This window comes from Mesorhizobium sp. L-8-3 (assembly GCF_016756615.1).
Lineage (GTDB): Bacteria > Pseudomonadota > Alphaproteobacteria > Rhizobiales > Rhizobiaceae.
This window is the reverse complement of sequence record NZ_AP023262.1, coordinates 3,031,916-3,052,006: the sequence shown is the minus strand read 5'-3', so window position 1 is coordinate 3,052,006 and position 20,091 is coordinate 3,031,916. Positions and strand designations below refer to the sequence as shown.

The window sequence follows — 20,091 nt, the reverse complement described above, 5'->3', positions numbered from 1 at the left end:
GCCCCGTGAGCAAGACAAGCATCCGCACGGTTCTCGGCTTCCTCGTCGCAGCCTATGTCTTCACCCATTTCCTTGGTCTCGCCCATGCCCAGAGTTCGCTCGGCATCGGCACCAGCGAGGCGACGCTGCCATCGACCGGAATGTTCGCGGGCTGGCTGAACTGGATCAATGTCCAGCAGCAGGCATTCTACCGTTCGCTCACCGGCGCGCTGAAGGCGATGCGCCAGGACGGCAGCCAGCTCTGGATGCTGGTCGGCCTCTCCTTCGTCTACGGCATCTTCCACGCGGCCGGCCCCGGCCACGGCAAGGCGGTGATCTCGTCCTACATGCTGGCCAACGAAGTGGCCCTGCGGCGCGGGATCATGCTCTCCTTCGTCTCGGCCTTCCTGCAGGCGATAACCGCCATCGTCGTCATGGCGCTGCTATTCCTGGTGCTGCGCGGCACGTCGATCTCCATGACCAGGGCGACATGGACGCTCGAGGTGGCGAGCTATGCCTTGATCACTGTCTTCGGCGCCTGGCTGCTTTGGCGCAAGGCCGCTCCGCTGGTTGCCGCGCGCTTCAGCGGCGCACCGGTGCGTAGCCTGTCGGCCGCCCACGCCCATGCGCATTCCCATGCCGGTCACCATGGACACGGTCACGCCCACGATCATTCCCAGTGCGGCCACGACCACCATGGCCATGAACACCACCATCATGACCGCGACCATCACAGTCATGCCCACAGCCATGGACCGGGCGAGGTCTGCGCGACCTGCGGTCATTCGCACGCGCCGGATCCGGCGCTGCTTGCCGGCGATCGTTTCGAATGGAAGACGGCATGGTCGGCCGTCGCCGCGGTCGGCATCAGGCCCTGCTCGGGCGCGCTCATCGTGCTGACCTTCGCTTTCCTTAACGGACTGTGGGCCGGCGGCATCCTGTCGGTCTTCGCCATGGCGCTGGGGACCGCACTGACCGTCTCGGTTCTTGCCACGCTTGCGGTAACGGCCAAGAACTGGGCGGTGGCTGCCGCGGGCGACGGCCGCGCCGGCAACCGCATCCATGCCATGATCGAAATCGGCGGCGCCGCCCTGGTGATGCTGCTCGGCCTCACTCTGCTGACGGCGAGCCTCTCAGCGTAGAACTTGGCCGCGTCTTTTCGAACGCGCGACTGACGCTGCATCGTTTGGCTCTGCGTAGCCGGCTTTCCGACAAATCAGATCCGATTTCCGAGCCAGTGCGGCCGGCGCGTCCTCAACTGGCGGCGTCCAGGGATCGCACGCGCGCCTCGTTGCGCTGAAGCTCGGCGTCAAGCGCGCGCCCTTTCGACGTCAAGCTGTATTCCACATGCAGCGGCATGGTGCCGAAGTCCCGTCTGACGACCAGCCCCTCGTCTTCGAGCGCCTTCAGTCTTTGAGACAGAACACGCGCCGAGATGTCCCCGGGAAGCGCGCGGCGCAAGGCGCCGAACCGGATCGCCTCATGACGACCCAAGGTCCAGATGATGTGACTCATCCACCGCTGCGCAAGAAAATTAAGAAAATCATCCAGAACGCACCCGGTATTTTTGCCATCAATACTATCTTCTCTTATATTGTTGCTTTGATCGATGGTTACTTTCCGGTCACTACTGTTCATATGCCGCCGTTCAATCTAGCTTTCAGGCACAATCCCGAATCGAAGGAGCGAGACGTTAATGCCGAATGCAACCCCCGTTCCCGCCAGAGGCTTGATTTCGCCGAAGGACCATACGCTGATCCTCATCGACTTCCAGTCACAGATGGCTTTCGCCACCCATTCGATCGACGCGATCACGCTGAGAACCAATGCGGCATTGGTTGCTCATGCCGCGGCAGGCTTCAGCGTGCCAACCATCCTCACGACGGTCGCGGAGAAGAGCTTCTCCGGCCCGATGTTCGACGAGATAAGCGAGGCCTTCCCCGGACAGGCGATGCTCGACCGGACAAGCATGAACACCTGGGAAGACAAGGCCGTCATCAGGCGCGTGAACGAGATCGGCAAGAGCCGGCTCGTCCTTGCCGGCCTGTGGACCTCCGTCTGCATCGTCGGCCCTGCGCTTTCGGCGCTCGACCAGGGATTTGAAGTCTATGTCATCACCGACGCTTGCGGAGATGTCTCCAAGGAAGCGCATGAACGCGCCGTCGACCGCATGATCCAGGCCGGCGCCCGGCCGATGACGTCGCTGCAATATTTGCTGGAGCTTCAGCGCGACTGGGCCCGCTCGGAAACCTACGATCTGACCACCGGCATCGCCAGGAAGTACGGCGGCGCTTACGGCCTGGGCATCATCTACGCCAAGACGATGCTGGGCGAGCATGCCAGCGAGGCAGGCGCGGCCGCCTGAGGCAGGTGTAACCGCCAGATGCCGTCCCAAGGGCGCCGCTTCGACGGCGCCACCTTCCAACCTCGGAGCCCGACGATGAAACTCTATCTCGTCTCCCTGGGCGCCGGCGTCCTCGTCGGCGTTATCTATGCGCTGCTCAATGTCCGCTCGCCAGCGCCGCCGATCGTGGCGTTGATCGGGCTCTTGGGCATTCTGATCGGCGAGCAGGTCGTGCCCGTCGCCAAGCGTCTTGTCTCGGGCGCGCCGGTCACGACGTCGTGGCTGTCGTCGGAATGCGCGCCGCATGTGCTCGGCGAACTTCCGCAGCGGCCGAAGTCTTCGGGTGGGGCCGCGGGAGCACGACCGTCGTGAGCCTGACCCGCCGCAACCTGAACACCGGCGCTGCGCTTCTCGGAGCCGTGTCGATGCTTGGCGGAAGGACAGCCTTCGCCGCCGACCAAATGGAAAGGGCTCCCATGCATGCCGAGTTGATCCTCGTCAATGGTCGTTTCACCTCGCTCGACCGCGAGAACCCGGCGCCGAAGGCCGTGGCCATATCCGGTGGGCTGTTCGTCGCCGCAGGCGACGAACAGGAGATCAGGGCACTGGCAGGCCCGGGAACGCAGATCGTCGATCTCGGCGGACGGCGCGCCGTGCCCGGTCTGATCGACAGCCACATGCATATCATCCGTGGCGGCCTCAACTACAATCTGGAGCTGCGCTGGGATGGCGTGCGCTCGCTCGGCCAGGCCATGGAGATGCTGAAGCGCCAGGTCGCGGCGACGCCACCCCCGCAATGGGTACGCGTGGTGGGCGGCTTCACCGAACACCAATTCGCCGAGAAACGACTGCCGACCCTGGATGAGATCAATGCGATCGCGCCAGACACGCCGGTGTTCATCCTCCATCTTTACGACCGCGCCCTGCTCAATGGCGCCGCCCTGCGCGCCGTCGGCTACACCGGCGAGACGCCGAACCCGCCGGGCGGCGAAATTCAGCGCGACGCCAAGGGGAACCCGACCGGCCTGCTGCTCGCGCGCCCGAATGCCAGCATCCTCTATTCGACGCTCGCCAAGGCGCCGAAGCTGCCGCCGGAATATCAGCTCAACTCGACGCGACATTTCATGCGCGAGATGAACCGGCTGGGCGTCACCTCGATCATCGACGCCGGCGGCGGCTTCCAGAACTATCCCGAGGACTATGCGATCATCGAGAAGCTGCACTCCGACGGCGAACTGACAATGCGGATTGCCTATAACCTGTTCACGCAAAAGCCGAAACAGGAACTGGCCGACTTTGCCGGATGGGTGAAAGAGGTGCGTCCCGGCCAGGGCGATGATCTCTACCGCCACAACGGCGCCGGCGAGATGCTGGTCTACACGGCCGCCGATTTCGAGGACTTCCGCGTCGAACGGCCGGAGATGCCTCTCTCGATGGAGGCCGACCTCGAGCCGGTCGTGCGACTGCTCGCCGAGAACCACTGGCCCTGGCGGCTGCACGCCACCTACGACGAAACCATATCGCGGGCGCTCGACGTCTTCGAGGCGGTGGACAAGGATATTCCTTTGCAGGGGCTGAACTGGTTCTTCGACCATGCCGAGACGATCTCCGACCGGAACATCGATCGCATCGCCCAACTCGGCGGCGGCATCGCCGTCCAGCACCGCATGATGTTCCAGGGCGAGGATTTCATCGAACGCTACGGCGCCAAGGCGGCGGAGCGGACACCGCACGTCGCCCGCATGTTGGAGGCCGGCGTTCCGGTCGGTGCCGGCACCGATGCGACGCGGGTGGCGAGCTACAACCCCTGGGTCTCGCTCTCCTGGCTGGTGACGGGACGCACGCTCGGCGGTCTCAGGCTCTACCCGCAGCGTAATCTTCTCGACCGCGAGGCGGCCTTGCGGCTCTGGACCGAAGCCAATGGCTGGTTCTCCAACGAGACGGGCAGAAAAGGCCAGATCAAGGCCGGCCAGTTTGCGGATCTCGCGGTGCTCGATCGCGACTACTTCTCGATGCCCGAGGACGAGATCCAGGACATCGAGAGCGTCCTTACCCTGCTTGGCGGCAAGGTGGTCCACGGCGCGGGCGACTATTCGGGCCTCGCGCCCGACCTGCCACCGGCCATGCCGGACTGGTCGCCGGTGCGCCGCTGGGAAGGATACCAGAAGCGTGCCGATGCCGGCGGAACGCGTTACGCGTTCGTGGGCTGCGGCTGCGCAAATGCTTGCGGCGTGCACGGGCACGACCATGCGCGCGCCTTTGCAGCGCAGACGCCGGCCGCCGACGAAGGCGCTTTCTGGGGCGCCCTCGGCTGCTCTTGCTGGGCGTTCTGAGACGTGAAACGACCACCAGCGAGGACACAGCCCATGCCGTCAGCCGTCGCCTCAGGAATGCAGTCCGTCGTCGAACGCTTGCTTGCCGTCCGCTGGATTGAGGCGGCCGCGCGTTTCGCGGTCGCAGTGCCGTTTCTCATCAGCGGCATATCGAAGCTGTTCGACTTCCCGGGAGCCGTGGCCGAGGTGCGAGGCCTGACCGCGATCGAACCCGCATTGCCGCTCGCCGTTCTCGTGATCGTCGTCCAGCTCGGCGGTTCGGCGTTGCTGATCGCGGGCGGGCGGCTCGCGTGGATCGGTGCGCTGACGCTCACCGGCTTCACCGCAGTCGCGACGCTTCTGGCGCATTCCTTCTGGCTGAAGGCCGAGGCCGAGCAGTTCCTCCATCGCAACATCTTCTTCGAGCACGTTGCGATCGCAGGCGGCCTGATCCTGCTCGCCATACTGACGGTGAAGCCGTCGCGGGCTCGAGGCTGATGGCGGCGACCGTCGAGCAGAGCGGCAGTTCGGCCTTCTCGCCGCTCAGGCAGCCCGTCTTCGCCGTGCTATGGGCCGCGACCGTTCTCGGCAATACCGGCAGCTTCATGCGCGACGTGGCCAGCGCCTGGCTGGTCACCGACCTTTCGGCCTCGCCGGCAGCCGTCGCCTTGGTGCAGACGGCCGGTACGCTGCCTATCTTCCTTCTCGCCATTCCGGCCGGCGTGCTGTCGGACATACTCGACCGGCGCCGACTTCTGATCGCCCTGCAGGTGATGCTGGCGGCTGTGAGCGCGGCCCTCATGCTCCTGTCGCAGTCGGGCCAGCTAACGGTGGGCCTGCTGGTCGCCCTCACCTTCGCGGGCGGCGTTGGCGCAGCCCTGATGGGGCCGACCTGGCAATCGATCGTCCCCGAGCTCGTGCCGCGGCATGACCTGAAGAATGCCGTCGCGCTGAATTCGTTGGGGATCAACATCGCCCGTTCGATCGGGCCGGCCGCGGGCGGCCTGCTCCTCGCCTCTTTCGGCGCGGCACTCACCTATGGCGTCGATGTGCTGAGCTATGCCTTCGTTATCGCCGCGCTGCTCTGGTGGCGGCGCATCCCCGAGGCCGACGATGACCTGTCGGAGCACTTCACTGGCGCCTTCCGCGCCGGCCTGCGTTATGCCCGGGCCAGCCGGCCCCTGCATGTGGTGCTGTTGCGGGCCGTGATCTTCTTCGCCTTCGCCAGCGCGGTATGGGCATTGCTGCCGCTGGTGGCCAGGAATCTTCTGGACGGCGACGCCGGTTTCTACGGCATTCTTCTCGGTGCCGTGGGCGTGGGGGCCATTGCCGGGGCATTGCTGTTGCCGGCGCTCCGGCGTCGTCTCGATGCCGACGCACTCCTGCTCGGCGCCTCGCTGGTTGCCGCGGCCGTAATGGGCGCCCTTGCTTTCGCACCGCCGCGGTGGGCGGCGATCCTGGCGCTGCTGCTCCTCGGAACCGCCTGGATCGTGGCGCTGACAACGCTCAACGCGCCGCACAGGCGATCCTGCCCAATTGGGTGCGTGGTCGGGGCCTGGCGGTCTATCTCACCGTCTTCAATGGCGCCATGGCGGGCGGGAGCCTGGGCTGGGGCCTCGTAGCCCAGCAACTGGGGGTTCCGACGACACTCATAGTGGCCGGCGTCGGCCTCGCACTCGCAGCATTCGGCCTGCATCTGGTCAAGCTTCCGGCCGGCGAGGACGACCTGATGCCGTCACGGCACTGGCCCGAGCCGCTGACCGCCGAGCCGGTCGACAATGACCGTGGGCCGGTGCTCATCCAGGTCGAGTACCGCATCGAAAAGAAGGATCGGCCCGGCTTCCTCGATGCAATGCGGCACCTGGCGGGAGAACGCAGGCGCGACGGCGCCTTCAACTGGGGGATCACCGAGGACGCCGCCGATCCCGAGCGCATCATCGAGTGGTTCATGATGGAATCCTGGGCCGAACATATGCGGCAGCATAAGCGGGTTTCAAAGGCCGACGCCGACTTGCAGAAGGCCGTCCTCGCATTCCACAGGGGGCCGGCCGAGCCGCGGGTCTCGCATCATCTGGCGTTGCAGACGAAGCGGGCAGGTCAGTGAAACTCCATCGCGCCGCGTCGCATGGGCGACATTGACGTGGTCGATGCTGGAAGAGCTTAATATCTATCGATGGTCTCAAAGGAGCTTTCTCATGGGCATGATCACGACCAAGGACGGAACCGAGATCTTCTACAAGGACTGGGGCAGCGGCCAGCCGCTCGTCTTCCACCACGGCTGGCCGCTGAGCGCCGACGACTGGGACAACCAGATGCTCTTCTTCCTGGACAAGGGCTATCGCGTGATCGCCCATGACCGGCGTGGACACGGGCGCTCCACCCAGACGGCAACGGGCAACGAGATGGATACCTATGCGGCTGACGTCGCCGAGCTCACCGCCGCGCTCGACCTGAAGGACGCCGTGCATATCGGCCATTCCACCGGCGGCGGCGAAGTCGCTCACTATGTCGCGCGCGCCGAGGCGGGCCGTGTCGCCAAGGCCGTGCTGATCGGCGCGGTGCCGCCCGTCATGGTGAAGTCGGACAAAAATCCCGGCGGCTTGCCGATCGAGGTTTTCGACGGGTTCCGCAATGCGCTGGTGGCCAATCGCGCGCAGTTCTACAAGGACGTTCCGTCGGGTCCCTTCTACGGCTACAACCGCCCCGGCGCCTCGGTCTCCCAAGGCGTCATCGACAATTGGTGGCGGCAGGGAATGATGGGCGGCGCCAAGGCGCACTATGATTGCATAAAGGCCTTTTCAGAGACCGATTTCACCGCGGACCTGAAGAAGATCGACGTGCCCGTGCTGGTGATGCATGGTGACGACGACCAGATCGTGCCCATCGCCGATTCCGCGCTTCTTGCGGTGAAACTGCTCAAGCACGGCACGCTCAAGGTCTATGAGGGCCTGCCGCACGGCATGTGCACGACCCATCCGGATGTCATCAACGCAGACCTCCTGGCCTTCGTCGAGGGATAGGCCTGGCTCGACCGGGCCCGGCGCCCGGGCTCGGCCCCTTACAGGCCCGGCAGCGCGCCGCCCAGTTCGTCCTCGACATAGACCCGGATGATGTCGTCGAAACTCTCCTCGGCGACGAAGCCGAGGTCGCGTGCCCGCGTAGCGGCAAAACGCGTCGGCCAGTTCCGGACGATCGCCCAGACGGCAGCGTCTGGCTCCTCCCGGATCAGTGCGGCGACGTGATCGCCTGCGACGCGGCGCAAGGCGTCTATCTGCTCGCCGACGCTGACCGCGACACCCGGCATCGTGAGATTGCGGCGCGGACCGACGCGGGCGCCGTCGAGGCCGGCCGCATGGACGAGGAAGTTCACCGCCGAGCGCGGACTGGCATGGGTATGGACGACGGAGCGCGGCACCGGAAGCTGGGCGGGAAGACCGTTGAGGGGCTCGCGGATGATGCCGGAGAAGAAACCCGATGCGGCCTTGTTCGGTTTGCCCGGACGTACGCAGATGGTCGGCAGCCGGATGCCGATCCCGTCGAAGAAGCCGCGACGCGTGTAGTCGGCGAGCAGCGCTTCGCCGATCAGCTTCTGCGTACCGTAGGAGGTGAGCGGCGTCGGATGGAACTCGTCCGGAATCATGTCGGGGAACGGCGCGCCGAACACCGCGATCGAAGAGGTGAAGACCACGCGCGGCCGGTTGCCGGCCTCGCGGAGCGCTTCGAACAATAGACGGCTTCCGTCGAGATTGACCCGGTAGCCGAGTTCGAAATTCGCCTCCGCCTCGCCAGAGACGATACCGGCAAGATGAAAGACCACGTCAGGCCGCTTCGCCGCCAAGGCCGTGGCCGTTTCCGGGGCGGCGAGATCGCCGGCATGGATGGCGATGTCGACACCGCCCATCTGAGGCCGCTCCGGCGCGACGATATCGTGCAGGTCGAGCGCCTCGATTTGCCGGCCGGCAAGCGTTCCTTCTCGCACCAGCCGTTGGGTCAGCTTGCGGCCGACCATTCCGGCCGCGCCCGTGATCAGGATCCGCATGTCAATTCTCCCCACGTCTTTGCGCACGCGCCCTCAGCCAGAAGATCAGAAAGAATGCCGCCACGAAAGCCACGGCCACCACCCCGGCCGCGGCGGTGGAGAGATTTCCCACCGCCAGCATGATGGTGGGCAGGTAATAGGCGACGAGGCCGAAGCCGATCATGATCGCGGCCGCGGCGATGGCCGAATTGCGGTTGCTGTTCTGCACGGCCCTTCCCTTTCAGCTCTTGAGCAGCTTTACGTGGCTTCCCGTACGCTTCACCTGCCTAGCCTCTTTTCTTGCCGCAGGTTCTTGTCGGAAAACCGTGGGACACTTTCCGAAAACCTGCTCAGTGCCGATGGTCGGTCTCGGCGCCAGCGCCATATTCGGGCTCGACAGTGGCATGATCGATACCGTGCCGGGATGCAAGCTCGATCTTGATCGCGCGGATCGTCGCAACTGCATCCGCATCGTCGTCGAGGCAGGCGCGCAGCGTCGCCATATTGCGCGATCCGTCGATCGACCAGACATGCATGTGGCGGACCTCGCGCAGGCCCGCGACCTTGTCCTGCAACTCGCTGGCAATCCGGTCGCGGTCGAGCCCGGCCGGAACGCCTTCGAGCAGCACATGGGCCGCCTCGCGCATGAGCGACCAGGCCGTCGACAGGATGAGCAGCGCGACGAGCACGGAGAGGATCGGGTCGATCGGCGTCCAGCCGGTGGCGAGGATGACGATTGCCGCCACCATGGCCGCCGCCGATCCCAGCATGTCGCCCAGGACATGAATGAGGGCGCCGCGCATGTTGAGACTGCCGCGGTCGCCGCCGCGCAGCACGACGAAACCGACGATGTTGACCGCGAGGCACAGCAACGCGACGACGAGCATCGGGCCGGCCAGGACCTCGGGCGGCTCCATCAGCCGGCGCACGGCTTCATAGACGATCCAGACGGCGATCGCGAAGATGGTGATGCCGTTGGTGTAGGCGACCAGCGTCTTCACCCGGCCGAAGCCATAGGTCAGACGCACGGTGGGCGGCCGATCGGCGAGATGGAAGGCGTACAAGGCAAGCCAGAGCGCGATAGAATCGGTCAGCATGTGGCCGGCATCGGCGATGAGCGCCAGCGAGCCGGTCACGACGCCGCCCAGGACCTCGGCGATCATGAAGCCGCCGGTGAGGCAGGCGACGACCAGCACCCTGGTCTTGTCGGTGGTGCCCTTGCCACGATCATGCCCTTGGCCGTGCCCATGGCCATGATCGCGTCCGCCCTGCCCGTGCGTATGTGCCAAAGGTGTTCTCCTAGCGGCGAAGGGCGGCCTTGATATCCTCCAGCCGTCGCTTCTGGCTGCCGTCCGCCGAGAAGTTCGCGGGATCGAGCCATTCCTCATAGGCCTGGCGCAACGGCGGCCACTCCTTGTCGGTGACGGAATACCATGCCGTGTCGCGATTCTCGCCCTTGACCACCATGTGCTGGCGGAAGACGCCCTCGAAGACGAAACCGAAGCGTTCGGCGGCCCGCTTGGAAGGCTCGTTGCGATTGTTGCATTTCCATTCATAGCGGCGATAGCCGAGCCCGTCGAAGACATGGCGCATGAACAGGAACTGCGCCTCGGTTGCCGCGGGCCTGCGCGACATCAACGGCCCCCAATAGATGTTGCCGATCTCGATCACGCCGAAGGCCGGCTCGATGCGCATCAGGGTCTGGCGGCCGGCGATCTTGCCGCTCGCCTTGTCGATCACCGTGAAGAACAGCGGATCGGCGCTCGCCTCGGCCTTTTCCAGCCAGGGCTGGAAAGCGGCGCGGTTGTCGGGCGGATATTCGAACAGCCAGCGGAACCGCTCGCCGGCATCGGCGACCGTCGAGGCTTCATAGAGCCCGTCGCCGTGGCGCGCAGCGTCAAGCGGCTCGAGCCGGACGAAACGCCCTTCGAGCGGTTCTCGCGCCGGCCGCGGCCGCGGCTGCCAATGCTTCAGATCGCCTGTCATGCCGACCTTCCTTCCGTTGACTTTTGCTGCCGGAGGCTCACAAAAACAGACCTACCGGAAAAGAACCAGACGGACAGCCGCAATGCTCCAAACGATCGCCGCTTTCGACCGCCTCGGGGAAGAGAATGCCTTTGCGGTGCTGGCCCGGGCGACCGCGCTGGCGGCCGAGGGCAAGGATGTCATCAACCTCGGCATCGGCCAGCCGGACTTCAAGACACCGCAGCACATCGTCGAGGCCGCGATCAAGGCCCTGCGCGACGGCCACCACGGCTACACACCGGCAACCGGCCTGCTCGCGACCCGCGAGGCGGTGGTGCGCCGGACACTAAGCACGACGGGCGTCGAGGTTTCGCCCGACAACGTGATGATCCTGCCGGGCGGCAAGCCGACGATGTATGCCGCCATCATCATGTTCGGCGAGCCGGGTGCCGAGATCCTCTATCCGGACCCGGGCTTTCCGATCTACCGATCGATGATCGAGTTCACCGGCGCGACGCCCGTGCCCGTGCCGATCCGCGAGGAAAACGGTTTCGCCTTCTCGGCCGAGGAGACGCTGGCCCTCATCACGCCGCGGACCCGCCTGCTCATCCTGAACTCGCCGGCCAATCCCACCGGCGGCGTCACCCCACGGGCCGAGATCGAGAAGCTGGTCAAGGGCCTCGAGGCACATTCCGATGTCGCGATCCTCTCGGACGAGATCTACGACGTCATGACCTATGACGGCGAAACCCATACGTCGCTTCTGCAGTTCCCGGAGATCCGCGAGCGGCTGATCGTGCTCAACGGCTGGTCGAAGACATGGGCCATGACGGGCTGGCGCCTGGGCTGGTCGATCTGGCCGAACTCCCGGGAGGGCGCCCATCTCTACGACAAGGTGCGCAAGCTGGCGGTGAACTGCTGGTCCTGCGTAAACGCGCCGAGCCAATTCGCGGGCATCGCAGCGATCGACGGGCCGCAGGACGAGGTGGAGAGGATGATGCGCGCCTTCGACCGGCGCCGCAGGATCGTCGTCGAAGGGCTGAACAGCCTGCCCGGCGTCTCCTGCATCACGCCGAAAGGCGCCTTCTATGCCTTCCCCAACATCACTGGCACGGGCTGGAAGGCCAAGCAGCTTGCCTCGGCGCTGCTGGAGGAAACGGGCGTGGCACTGATCGGCGGTCCCGATTTCGGCATACTCGGCGAAGGCTACATCCGCCTGTCCTACGCCAACTCGGAAGAGAATATCCTGCGGGCGATCGAGCGGATCGAGGCGTTCCTGAAGAAATAGGAGATCACAAGCCCGGCCGGGCGATCTCTTCCGGCCAGCCTATGCCGGTGAAGTCCTCGAGCACCCATTCCTCGGGCGAGACCTGTCGGAAGCCGTGGTCGCGATAGAGTGAAGCGACGAGTTGGTTCTTGCTGGTCTTCAGATAGGTTCCGACAAGGCGTTTCGCGCCGCGCGCCCGCAGCAGATCGCAGAGCGCGGCGAAGACCGAGCGCTCGACGCCGCGCCCGAGCACGCGGCAGCTCATCAGCAGCGTTTCGATCTCAGCCTGCTCTTCGTCATGTTTCAGGATCAGGACGCCGACGAGGCCATAATCGCCGAACCGGTCCGAGACGCGCCAGGCGAGCATCGTGACGGCAGGATCGTCGAGCAGCCGGGCGACGTCGCCCTCGGTCTTGCGCCGCGTGGTCAGGTTGAACTGGTTGCTCTTGTTGATGAGTTGCGCGACGCGGGCAATGTGCTCGGCCTTGACTTCGAAGAGGTCGACCCGAAGCTGGAGCTGGCGCCTGAACTCCTCTGATGTGAGCGCCCCGGCGAGATCGCGACGCCGGCGTTCCTGGAGCATCATCTCCGAACGCCCGCGATCCTCGGCACTGACCGTCTCGCTGTCGAAGCCGCGGAAGGCGCCGAACACCGTGGGGAATGCCGTCAGTTCGTCCGGCACCTGGATGCAGGTCACCATCGGCAACGTTTCGCCGACATGGCCGATCTCCATCGCGCTGTCGTCGACAAAGACCATGCTGTCCAGGCCGATGTTCAGTTCCTCGGCAAGGCTCGTGATGTTGCTCGGCTTGTCCAGCCAATTGATCCGGTGAGCGACGAGATCCTTTCGCTGCAGCACCATTCCGTCGTGCCGGTCGAAGACCTCCCAGACATCCTGCTCATTGTTCTTGCTGCAGAGCGCGATCATGATGCCCCGGCTGCGCAGGGTCTGAAGCTGGTGCTGGAAGTCCCGGAACACCGATCCCGGAAAATCGTCGCCGAGCCGGATGCCGGCCAACCCGTCCTCGCCGACCACGCCACCCCACAACGTGTTGTCGCAGTCGACGACGACGCATTTCTTTGCCGCTGCCGACTGGGAGCGGATCAGCGATGCGCAGCTTTCGGCGATCCTGTCCCAGAACGCTTCGCTGTAAGGCTGCCGGTACAGGTACCACTTGCGCCAGTCGAGCGAGTTCTCGGCACCGACCAGCCGCTGGATCCCGTCGAGATCGAGAAGGCCGACATGGCCGATCTCGCGCATCCGGCGGATCCAGATGTCGACGACCTGCCGGTGCAGCGCGCCGATCGTGGCGGCACTGCCGAGCGTTTCGATGGCATGGTCCGACGAATGTGGGAACGGCGGCACCGTGCAGACGATCCGCCCGGGAAAGCTTCCGCGCAAGCCTGCGACCGCCTCCGCGAGTTCCTCGACTTTCTCGAACAATCCGGCTGCGCCGCCGCCGCGGACCACTGCCTGGAAATCGGCGCGCGCGAAATCCTCGATCCGCCAGAGCATCACAATGGCGGTGGGCGGCCGGTCGCCATAGTCGGCCTTCCAGCCGAGGCAGAGCTGAATCAGCTGATTGTAGGACGCGACGGTCAGCGCCGGTGGCCGGACAGGATCATCGACCAGGCGGGAACCGAGATAGGGCACGAGCGGATCCGCGGTGAAGGTTGCCGCGATTACGATATGCTCGTTTCCCGGCGCCCTTCCGGCGCGCGACAGGCGAAGCCAGTCGGTCCGCCGCCCCGTCAACGACATGGTTCACCCCCGCGCCTGGATTCCGACGCGTAGATCATCGCACCGACGCCGGCCCGCGAGATATGCGGAGGGCGCGAATAGTCAGCCGCGCCCGACATAAGGCATTTTGGTCGCCATGACAGTCATGAACAGCACGTTGGCGTCGAGCGGAAGGCTGGCCATGTGCAACACCGCATCGGCCACATGCTTGACGTCCATCACCGCTTCGGGAGCGATGCTGCCGTTGGCTTGCGGCACGCCCACGGTCATCGGCGCGGCCATATCCGTCAGCGCGTTGCCGATATCGATCTGTCCGCAGGCGATGTCGTAGGGTCTGCCGTCCAGCGCAAGGGTCCGGGTAAGGCCGGTGATGGCGTGTTTGGTGGCCGTATAGGGAACGGATCCTGGGCGGGGCGCATAGGCCGAGACCGACCCGTTGTTTATGATGCGCCCGCCCATCGGGCTCTGGCTGCGCATCGCCCGGAACGCGGCGCGTGCACAGAGGAAAGAGCCGGTGAGATTGACGCCGACCACCTCGTTCCAGACCTCGACGGGAATCTCGTCGATCGGGGTCGACTTGTATCCCATGCCGGCATTGTTGAAGAGCAGGTCGACCCGGCCGAAGGCCTCGGCCACCGTCTCGAACATCTCGTCCACCCGCGTCGCGCTGGAGATGTCGCAGGCGACGGGCAGCGCCCTCGCCTCTGTCGGGCCGGCCTCGGCGATAGCCTGCTCGAGCATTGCGAGCCGCCGACCGCAGAACACCGTGTTCCAGCCGTCCTTCAGGAGCGCGGTGGCCACCGCCTTGCCGATACCAGTGCCGGCGCCCGTAACGATCGCAGTTTTGGCCATGCCTTGATCCTCCATTCCGGGGAGAAGGCATTGCAAATGGAGGCCGGTGTGGCAAGCCGCAAACGGCGCGCCGGGCAGTGGCGGTTGCGGCGGCGACCGCCAACGAAAGGGCGGCCATTTGCGGCCGCCCAGTTTCGAACCACGCTTGGGAGGAGGAAAAGCAGGCCCGATGAAGCAAATGATGCGCCCGCTGGGTTAACAAGACGTTAACGCAAAGTTGGCATGAAAGTATTCACCCGCGATCTTGCAAGGAGACCAACCGCCACGCAAGGAAATCGTGTTTGCAACGACGCGACGCACCTTCGGCACGCCGTTCCGGTCCGCGATCGCTCGCACGAGAAGAAAAGGCTGCACCCACCGGACCAGGGCGAGTGCCGCAACCCAACCTTCGCACCGGGGTGGGTGCCGGGCCCTGGACGGCCGCTGAGCAAAGCGGCTCCGCCGATGGCGCCTAGGGGTTGGGAGGGCCGGGAAACGAGAGGAGCGTTGTCCCGGGTTGGTGAACACGATCGGCTCGGATGCTCAGGCAACCAAGCTTCAGGCGAACGGGAAGTTGTCGACGGCGAGCGTTCGCCCTCGCGCGTTGCCGCAGACGAAACGCTCCGACGAAGATTCCGGATTCAGGAATATCGGCCATGATCGGTTCCCTCGCTCGTCTTCAAAGAAGAGACGGCCCGCCCCGCCGCAGTGCGGGCCGTCCCAGGCCTGGGGCGGCAACTCTCCGCCGCCCCAGCCGCCGTCGCGATGTCGGATCGGTTCGAAGCCGCTCTTGCGAACCGGGGCTTCGATGTTCAGACGAACAGGAAGTCGCTCAATGCCAAGGTCGGGAGATGCCCGGCGCCACTCTTGAGCGTCACGATCAGTTCGGCATCGTGCTCGTTGCCGGTGCCGTCGCGGTCGAACCAGAGCCGCCCATTGTCGGTCTCGAACAGGAACTGGGCACCCGTGCCCGAGACGGCCGGATTCGCGCCCACCACGAAACCGGGATTCCCCGAGGCGGCAATTCCGAAATCCGAACGGTCGATGACCAGCTTGTCCTGACCGCGCGTGAAGTCGGTGATCTGGTCGCCGGTGCCGAAGCCGTCGAAGCGGAATACGAACTGATCCCTGCCGGCGCCGCCGATGAGGAGATCGCCGCCCGCACCGCCTTCGAGAACATCGTCGCCCGCACCGCCAGAGAGGAAGTCATCCATGCCACCGCCATAGAACGTCTCGTTCGCCGCAGTGCCGCGGATGTCGTCGTCCAGCATGCTTCCATGGACGATCTCGACACCCGTGACGGTCAGGCCCTTGGCCATGCCGCGATTGTTGGCGTTGTTGGCCAGATCGAGGATCACCGACTTGGTCGAGAGGAAGTCGAACTTCAGCGAATCGATGCCGAGGCCGCCGTCGATCAGGTCGGTTCCAACCTCCGCCGTTCGTACGAGCGTGTCGTTGCCGGCGTCGCCATAGAGCTTGTCGTTGCCAGCGCCGTCGAGGAGGACATCGTTGCCGGCGCCACCGCGTAGCGTATCGTTGCCGGCATTGCCGACAAGGCGGTCGGCAAGCGTTCCTCCCGTAACGGTGTCGTTGCCGCTGGTTCCGTAGAATTCCAGGCTCTCCGCACCGGTGAAGCTGGTCGTCGCGTTGACCCTCACCAGGCCGCTGGTGACGACGAAACTCACGCCGTTCGCCTGGTTGGACAGATCGACCGCGATACGGTCCGTGCCGACGCCGGCATCGGCATAGTCGCTGTGGTTGATGCGCAGGTAGTCGTTCCCGGCGCCGGCATAGAGCCGGTCGGCATGGCCGTCGATGCCTGAGCCGCCGGTCGCATGCAACGTGTCGTTGCCGTCGCCGCCTTCGAGCCGGTCGGCGCCAAGGCCGCCATGGAGCGTATCGTTACCGCCGAGACCCCTCAGCGTGTCGTTGCCGGCACCGCCATTGAACAGATCCGAATAGGCCCCGCCGGTAAGACTGTCGGCGCCTGAGCCCGACCAGATCTGGACGGCTTCGACGTTCTTGAGCGTGACGTCGCCGTTGGTCAGCACGGCATTCGCTGACAGCACGAAGCTCAGGTTCTTGGCCGACTGACTGCGGTTAACCGAGGCCACATCGAAGCCGACGCCACCATCGACAGAGAATTTGCCCGCCGTGCTCCCCCTCGCGTAGTTGATCCTGGCGGTGTCATTGCCGGTGCCCAACTGGATCGAGTTCACGTAGGTGCCCGCCTGGAGCTCGACGCTGACAGCGTCGTTGCCCGTGCCGGCATCGATGACGTTGGCGCCGCCGGAGTCGACGATCGAGTCGTTTCCGTCGCCGCCGATGAGCGTGTCGTTGCCCAATCCGCCGTCCAGCGTGTCGCTGCCTTTCCCTCCGGTCAGCCGGTCATTGCCGCCATTGCCGTAGAACTTCACGGAAAGGGCGCTCCCGGCCGTCAGCGTATCGCTGCCAGACCCGGCGGCAATGGAATAGTGCTCGGCGTCGGTGACGGTGGTTCCGTCGCTCAGCCTGCCGGTGACGCCCGATATGGAGAAGGTCAGCGCGGCGGTAAGATCGGAGCGCAGGATCGAAACCGAATCCGTACCTGCGCCGGCCCTCACGACGTCCCGGCCGCCGCTTCCAACGGAGATGACATCGTTGCCGTCGCCGCCGTCAACCGTGTCGACTCCGGTTCCGGCATCGAGATAGTCGTTGCCCTTGCCTCCCGACAGCACGTCGTTGCCGCCCCAACTCATCATTCTGTCGCTGCCGTCCCAACCGGTCCAGCGGTCGGCACTCGTCGAACCGGCGCTGCTTTCGAGCCAGTAGGCCTCCATGCCGACGAAGGTCGTGCCGTCCGAAAGCGTGTTGGAGAGGTTCGACGCCTTGGCTGTGAAGGTGCCGGCCAGCCGTTCGACCCGCAGCACGTCAAGGCCTATCCCGCCGTCGATCGTATCCTTGCCTTGGCCGATCACCACTTCGACGGTGTCATTTCCGTATCCGGCGCGGACTATGTCGGTGCCCAGACCACCTTCGAGCATATCGTTGCCATTGCCGCCGTCGAGCGTATCGTTGCCTTCGTCGCCTGCCAGGCTGTCATTGCCCTCGCCGCCGACGACGGTGTCGTTGCCCTCTCCACCCGTCATCGAGTCGTTGCCATAGCCACCGTCCAGGCGGTCGTTGCCGACTTCGCCATCGAGGAAGTCCATGCCGAAACCGCCGCTCAGCCTATCGTGGCCGTCGCCGCCGGTCAGGAAGTCGATGCCGTTGCCGCCGTTCAGCGTGTCGTCGCCCTCGTCACCGTTGAGAAAGTCCATGCCGATGCCGCCATTCAACGTATCGTTGCCGAGACCGCCATTCAGCATGTCGTTCCAGCGGCCACCGGTGAGCGAATCGGCGAAGTCGGTGCCCGTTATCTGGTATTCCTCGACATTGATGACCTTGATCCCGCCAAGCACGGTCGTCTGCGCGATCGGATCCTGGGCAACGAAGTTGATGCCCGCCGCCTCCATCGAGTAGTCGACCATCAGCCTGTCGAAACCGAGCCCGCCGTCGACCGTGTCGCCGTTAGCCTCTTCGAGGAAGCCGACCATGATCATGTCGGCACCGGTTCCGGCGTCGATCCTATCGGCGCCTTCGCCACCTTCGATGATGTCGCTACCGGAATTTCCATTGATGACGTCGGCGCCTTCGTTGCCGAAGAGCGTATCGTTCTGGAAGCCGCCCGACAGCGTGTCGGCGCCGTCGAAGCCCAGAAGCATGTCGTTACTCAGCCCACCCGTGATGACGTCGGCGCCGAAAGTGCCGTTGAGTTGGTTCGGCGCGTCGTTTCCAGGAATGTTTGCCACGTCTGTCTCTCCGTAGTTAAAACTCTCATGTCCGCCCGCGGCATCCGGGGCAGTTCAAACCGTTGCTTCGATAGCCGGACCGCTGGTCTGGTTCAGACGCGGGCGCGGCTTTTGCTTGGGAGGATGGCCGGCTCCGTTTCCCTGCCTTGGCCAACCCTCGAGCCGAGCGGCCCCTGGCCGTCGGCCCCACGTCCCTGCCCGTCACCACGACAGGTCCGCGCCTGCAGACGCCGACCGCGCGGCTCCGCGGGGAGCATCAATCGAGTCGCCGCTTTCGCGATGTTTCGGATTTCTTCGCTTCCTGACCAGAGTCGTATAGACAGCGTGTCATTTAGGGGCTGATACGAAGCCTGGGAAATCCAATGTTGATATGGCCGTCATCCACGGCGCAAATGGAGAGCGCTTTTCAAAAGTCCCAACTCTATGATTCAATAGAGAAAAGTTAGGATTGATTCGGCTATGTCTCGTCGTAACTTGGCGCAACCTTCACTCGCCGATGCATTGGTGCGTGACGTGAGCAGGGGTAACAAGTTTCTGGAAGAAGTGCAGAAGTTGATCGATTGGTCGGCTTTCGAGGTGCTGTTCCGGGAAATCCATAACGATGCTCTGGGGGCGCCCGGCTACCCGCCGATAGCAATGTTCAAGATTGCGCTCTTGCAGCAATGGTACGGCCTGTCCGATCCGGCGGCGGAAGAAGCGGTGGCCGACCGGCTGTCGTTCCGCCGCTTCTGTGGGTTTCCGCTCGATCAAAAGACACCGGACCACATGTCGATCTGGCGCTTCCGCCAGAGGCTGGTCGAACTGGCGCTTCAAGATAAGCTGCTTGCCGAATTGAACCGGCAGTTGGAAGGGCGCGGTCTTCTGGTAAGGCGCGGCACGCTGGTTGACGCCACCATCATCTCGGCGGCGGTGGCCAGGCCCGACTACGAGAAGGGCCAGGTGTCGGCGCGCGATCCGGATGCAGGCTTCACGCACAAGCACGGCAAGACCTATTTCGGCTACAAGGCCCATCTCGCCGGCGACGCGGAGAGCGGGCTGATACGCCAGGCGGAGATGAGCTCGGCCGATCTGCATGACAGCCAGATGGGCGCTGTGCTCATTCAAGGTGACGAAGAGGCCTATTACGCCGACAAGGCCTATGACAGTCAGGCGCTGCGCGACGAACTGGCGGATCGAGGCATCAAGGACCGGATTGCCTACAAGGCCAAGCGGGGCAAGCAGCAGCCGAATTGGCAGAAGTGGATGAACAAGGTCGCCGCCAGCGTGCGGGCCGGCATCGAGCGGACCAACGCGACGATGAAGAACTGGTACGGCATGGCCCGGGTTCGCTATCTCGGCCTGGCGCGCAACCACTGCCATCTGCAGCTTGTCGCCTGCGCGATAAATGCCAAACGGGCGCTCGTTCTCGTCAAGGCCGGCACGGCCTGAGGGGAAGGCTGCGTCCAAAATCAGGAAATCGAGGGCAAAATCGGGAGCAAGTGAGCAGAAACTGAGCCGATAGGCTGGAGAAAGTTGCGCGGATCGGCGGCGACGGGCCGCTGATGCCCGCCACATACGGGCGAAGAACGTCTAAGGGCGGGACGCCCCAACTTTAGAAAAGCACTCATGGAGTTCGTTTTCTGCAAATTGTGTTCGCCCTACGCCAAGCGCGAAGGAGAATTCTCAGAAACAATCAGAACTGCAGTGAAGGACGTCGCGGAATAGCCACAATCGTTCTTAGCTTCGATTGTCGGTTGCATTTCCAAAAAATGCCGCATTGGACGGGGGCCCGATGTCGTAGTGATTTGTTACTTAATCTTTCAGT

At 64.5% G+C, this 20,091-nt stretch carries 16 protein-coding genes and 1 pseudogene; 9 read left to right on the top strand and 8 right to left on the bottom strand.

The annotated features are described in order from the left end of the window. Positions 1-5: 5 nt before the first annotated feature. A complete protein-coding gene (locus JN302_RS14280; protein ID WP_202333324.1) occupies positions 6-1,121 on the top strand; it encodes a nickel/cobalt transporter in 1,116 nt (371 codons plus the stop codon). A 112-nt stretch (positions 1,122-1,233) separates the two neighbouring features. Here the strand turns inward: JN302_RS14280 and JN302_RS14275 are convergent, their stop codons facing one another. Continuing rightward, entirely contained in the window at positions 1,234-1,617 is a 384-nt protein-coding gene (locus tag JN302_RS14275; protein WP_202333323.1) for a winged helix-turn-helix transcriptional regulator, read from the bottom strand. Between the two features lie 58 nt (positions 1,618-1,675). On the opposite strand from JN302_RS14275, the gene JN302_RS14270 reads away from it, so the two are divergent. The 6 genes and pseudogenes from JN302_RS14270 (at position 1,676) to JN302_RS14245 (ending at position 7,655) form a co-directional block, all read left to right on the top strand. Then, positions 1,676-2,344 carry a hydrolase gene (locus JN302_RS14270; protein ID WP_202312984.1) on the top strand — a complete coding sequence of 223 codons (669 nt, stop codon included), beginning with the start codon at positions 1,676-1,678 and terminating at the stop codon, positions 2,342-2,344. Positions 2,345-2,419: 75 nt separating this feature from the next. After that, a complete protein-coding gene (locus JN302_RS14265) occupies positions 2,420-2,695 on the top strand; it encodes a XapX domain-containing protein (protein WP_202312982.1) in 276 nt (91 codons plus the stop codon). 53 nt (positions 2,696-2,748) lie between these two features. Then, the gene (locus tag JN302_RS14260) at positions 2,749-4,656 is read left to right on the top strand and encodes an amidohydrolase (RefSeq protein WP_202334288.1); all 1,908 of its coding nucleotides are present in this window, start codon (positions 2,749-2,751) and stop codon (positions 4,654-4,656) included. 33 nt (positions 4,657-4,689) lie between these two features. Beyond that, on the top strand, positions 4,690-5,133 hold the full coding sequence (locus JN302_RS14255; RefSeq protein ID WP_244743313.1) for a DoxX family protein: 444 nt from the start codon (positions 4,690-4,692) through the stop codon (positions 5,131-5,133). Further along, a pseudogene (locus JN302_RS14250) lies at positions 5,133-6,739 on the top strand (MFS transporter). The gene JN302_RS14255 and the pseudogene JN302_RS14250 overlap by 1 nt, the downstream one beginning before the upstream one ends. 91 nt (positions 6,740-6,830) lie before the next feature. Then, on the top strand, positions 6,831-7,655 hold the full coding sequence (locus JN302_RS14245; RefSeq protein ID WP_202333322.1) for an alpha/beta fold hydrolase: 825 nt from the start codon (positions 6,831-6,833) through the stop codon (positions 7,653-7,655). A 38-nt stretch (positions 7,656-7,693) separates the two neighbouring features. Here JN302_RS14245 and denD read toward each other — a convergent pair whose 3' ends face one another. The 4 genes from denD to JN302_RS14225 form a co-directional block, all read right to left on the bottom strand. Next, positions 7,694-8,674: a D-erythronate dehydrogenase gene (gene denD / locus JN302_RS14240; protein ID WP_202333321.1), complete on the bottom strand. Its 981-nt coding sequence runs from the start codon at positions 8,672-8,674 to the stop codon at positions 7,694-7,696. Position 8,675: 1 nt separating this feature from the next. Then, entirely contained in the window at positions 8,676-8,882 is a 207-nt protein-coding gene (locus tag JN302_RS14235) for a hypothetical protein (protein WP_202315358.1), read from the bottom strand. A gap of 121 nt (positions 8,883-9,003) precedes the next feature. After that, entirely contained in the window at positions 9,004-9,942 is a 939-nt protein-coding gene (locus tag JN302_RS14230; protein WP_202333320.1) for a cation diffusion facilitator family transporter, read from the bottom strand. Between the two features lie 10 nt (positions 9,943-9,952). After that, positions 9,953-10,639 carry a GNAT family N-acetyltransferase gene (locus JN302_RS14225; RefSeq protein ID WP_202333319.1) on the bottom strand — a complete coding sequence of 229 codons (687 nt, stop codon included), beginning with the start codon at positions 10,637-10,639 and terminating at the stop codon, positions 9,953-9,955. Positions 10,640-10,721: 82 nt separating this feature from the next. Between JN302_RS14225 and JN302_RS14220 the strand changes: the two genes are divergently transcribed. Then, positions 10,722-11,906: a pyridoxal phosphate-dependent aminotransferase gene (locus JN302_RS14220; RefSeq protein ID WP_202333318.1), complete on the top strand. Its 1,185-nt coding sequence runs from the start codon at positions 10,722-10,724 to the stop codon at positions 11,904-11,906. A gap of 4 nt (positions 11,907-11,910) precedes the next feature. On the opposite strand, the gene JN302_RS14215 is transcribed toward JN302_RS14220, so the two are convergent. From JN302_RS14215 to JN302_RS14205, 3 genes are all read right to left on the bottom strand, one after another. Next, positions 11,911-13,647, bottom strand: a complete 1,737-nt coding sequence (locus JN302_RS14215; RefSeq protein ID WP_202333317.1) for an HAD-IIIC family phosphatase — start codon at positions 13,645-13,647, stop codon at positions 11,911-11,913. A gap of 81 nt (positions 13,648-13,728) precedes the next feature. Continuing rightward, positions 13,729-14,478: an SDR family oxidoreductase gene (locus tag JN302_RS14210; RefSeq protein ID WP_446720725.1), complete on the bottom strand. Its 750-nt coding sequence runs from the start codon at positions 14,476-14,478 to the stop codon at positions 13,729-13,731. Positions 14,479-15,269: 791 nt separating this feature from the next. After that, positions 15,270-18,287, bottom strand: coding sequence for a calcium-binding protein (locus tag JN302_RS14205; protein WP_202333315.1), 3,018 nt, complete (start codon positions 18,285-18,287; stop codon positions 15,270-15,272). Between the two features lie 459 nt (positions 18,288-18,746). Between JN302_RS14205 and JN302_RS14200 the strand changes: the two genes are divergently transcribed. Further along, positions 18,747-19,715 (top strand): IS5 family transposase, encoded by a 969-nt coding sequence (locus JN302_RS14200; protein ID WP_202328731.1) that lies wholly within the window; start codon positions 18,747-18,749, stop codon positions 19,713-19,715. Positions 19,716-20,091: the final 376 nt, after the last annotated feature.

What these genes read in the sequence shown, in the direction of transcription:
- JN302_RS14275 (WP_202333323.1), bottom strand. Translation starts at nt 1,617, where the DNA reads ATGAACAGTAGTGACCGGAAAGTAACCATCGATCAAAGCAACAATATA.
- JN302_RS14270 (WP_202312984.1), top strand. Translation starts at nt 1,676, where the DNA reads ATGCCGAATGCAACCCCCGTTCCCGCCAGAGGCTTGATTTCGCCGAAG.
- JN302_RS14265 (WP_202312982.1), top strand. Translation starts at nt 2,420, where the DNA reads ATGAAACTCTATCTCGTCTCCCTGGGCGCCGGCGTCCTCGTCGGCGTT.
- JN302_RS14260 (WP_202334288.1), top strand. Translation starts at nt 2,749, where the DNA reads ATGCTTGGCGGAAGGACAGCCTTCGCCGCCGACCAAATGGAAAGGGCT.
- JN302_RS14255 (WP_244743313.1), top strand. Translation starts at nt 4,690, where the DNA reads ATGCCGTCAGCCGTCGCCTCAGGAATGCAGTCCGTCGTCGAACGCTTG.
- JN302_RS14245 (WP_202333322.1), top strand. Translation starts at nt 6,831, where the DNA reads ATGGGCATGATCACGACCAAGGACGGAACCGAGATCTTCTACAAGGAC.
- denD (WP_202333321.1), bottom strand. Translation starts at nt 8,674, where the DNA reads ATGCGGATCCTGATCACGGGCGCGGCCGGAATGGTCGGCCGCAAGCTG.
- JN302_RS14225 (WP_202333319.1), bottom strand. Translation starts at nt 10,639, where the DNA reads ATGACAGGCGATCTGAAGCATTGGCAGCCGCGGCCGCGGCCGGCGCGA.
- JN302_RS14220 (WP_202333318.1), top strand. Translation starts at nt 10,722, where the DNA reads ATGCTCCAAACGATCGCCGCTTTCGACCGCCTCGGGGAAGAGAATGCC.
- JN302_RS14215 (WP_202333317.1), bottom strand. Translation starts at nt 13,647, where the DNA reads ATGTCGTTGACGGGGCGGCGGACCGACTGGCTTCGCCTGTCGCGCGCC.
- JN302_RS14210 (WP_446720725.1), bottom strand. Translation starts at nt 14,478, where the DNA reads ATGGCCAAAACTGCGATCGTTACGGGCGCCGGCACTGGTATCGGCAAG.
- JN302_RS14200 (WP_202328731.1), top strand. Translation starts at nt 18,747, where the DNA reads ATGTCTCGTCGTAACTTGGCGCAACCTTCACTCGCCGATGCATTGGTG.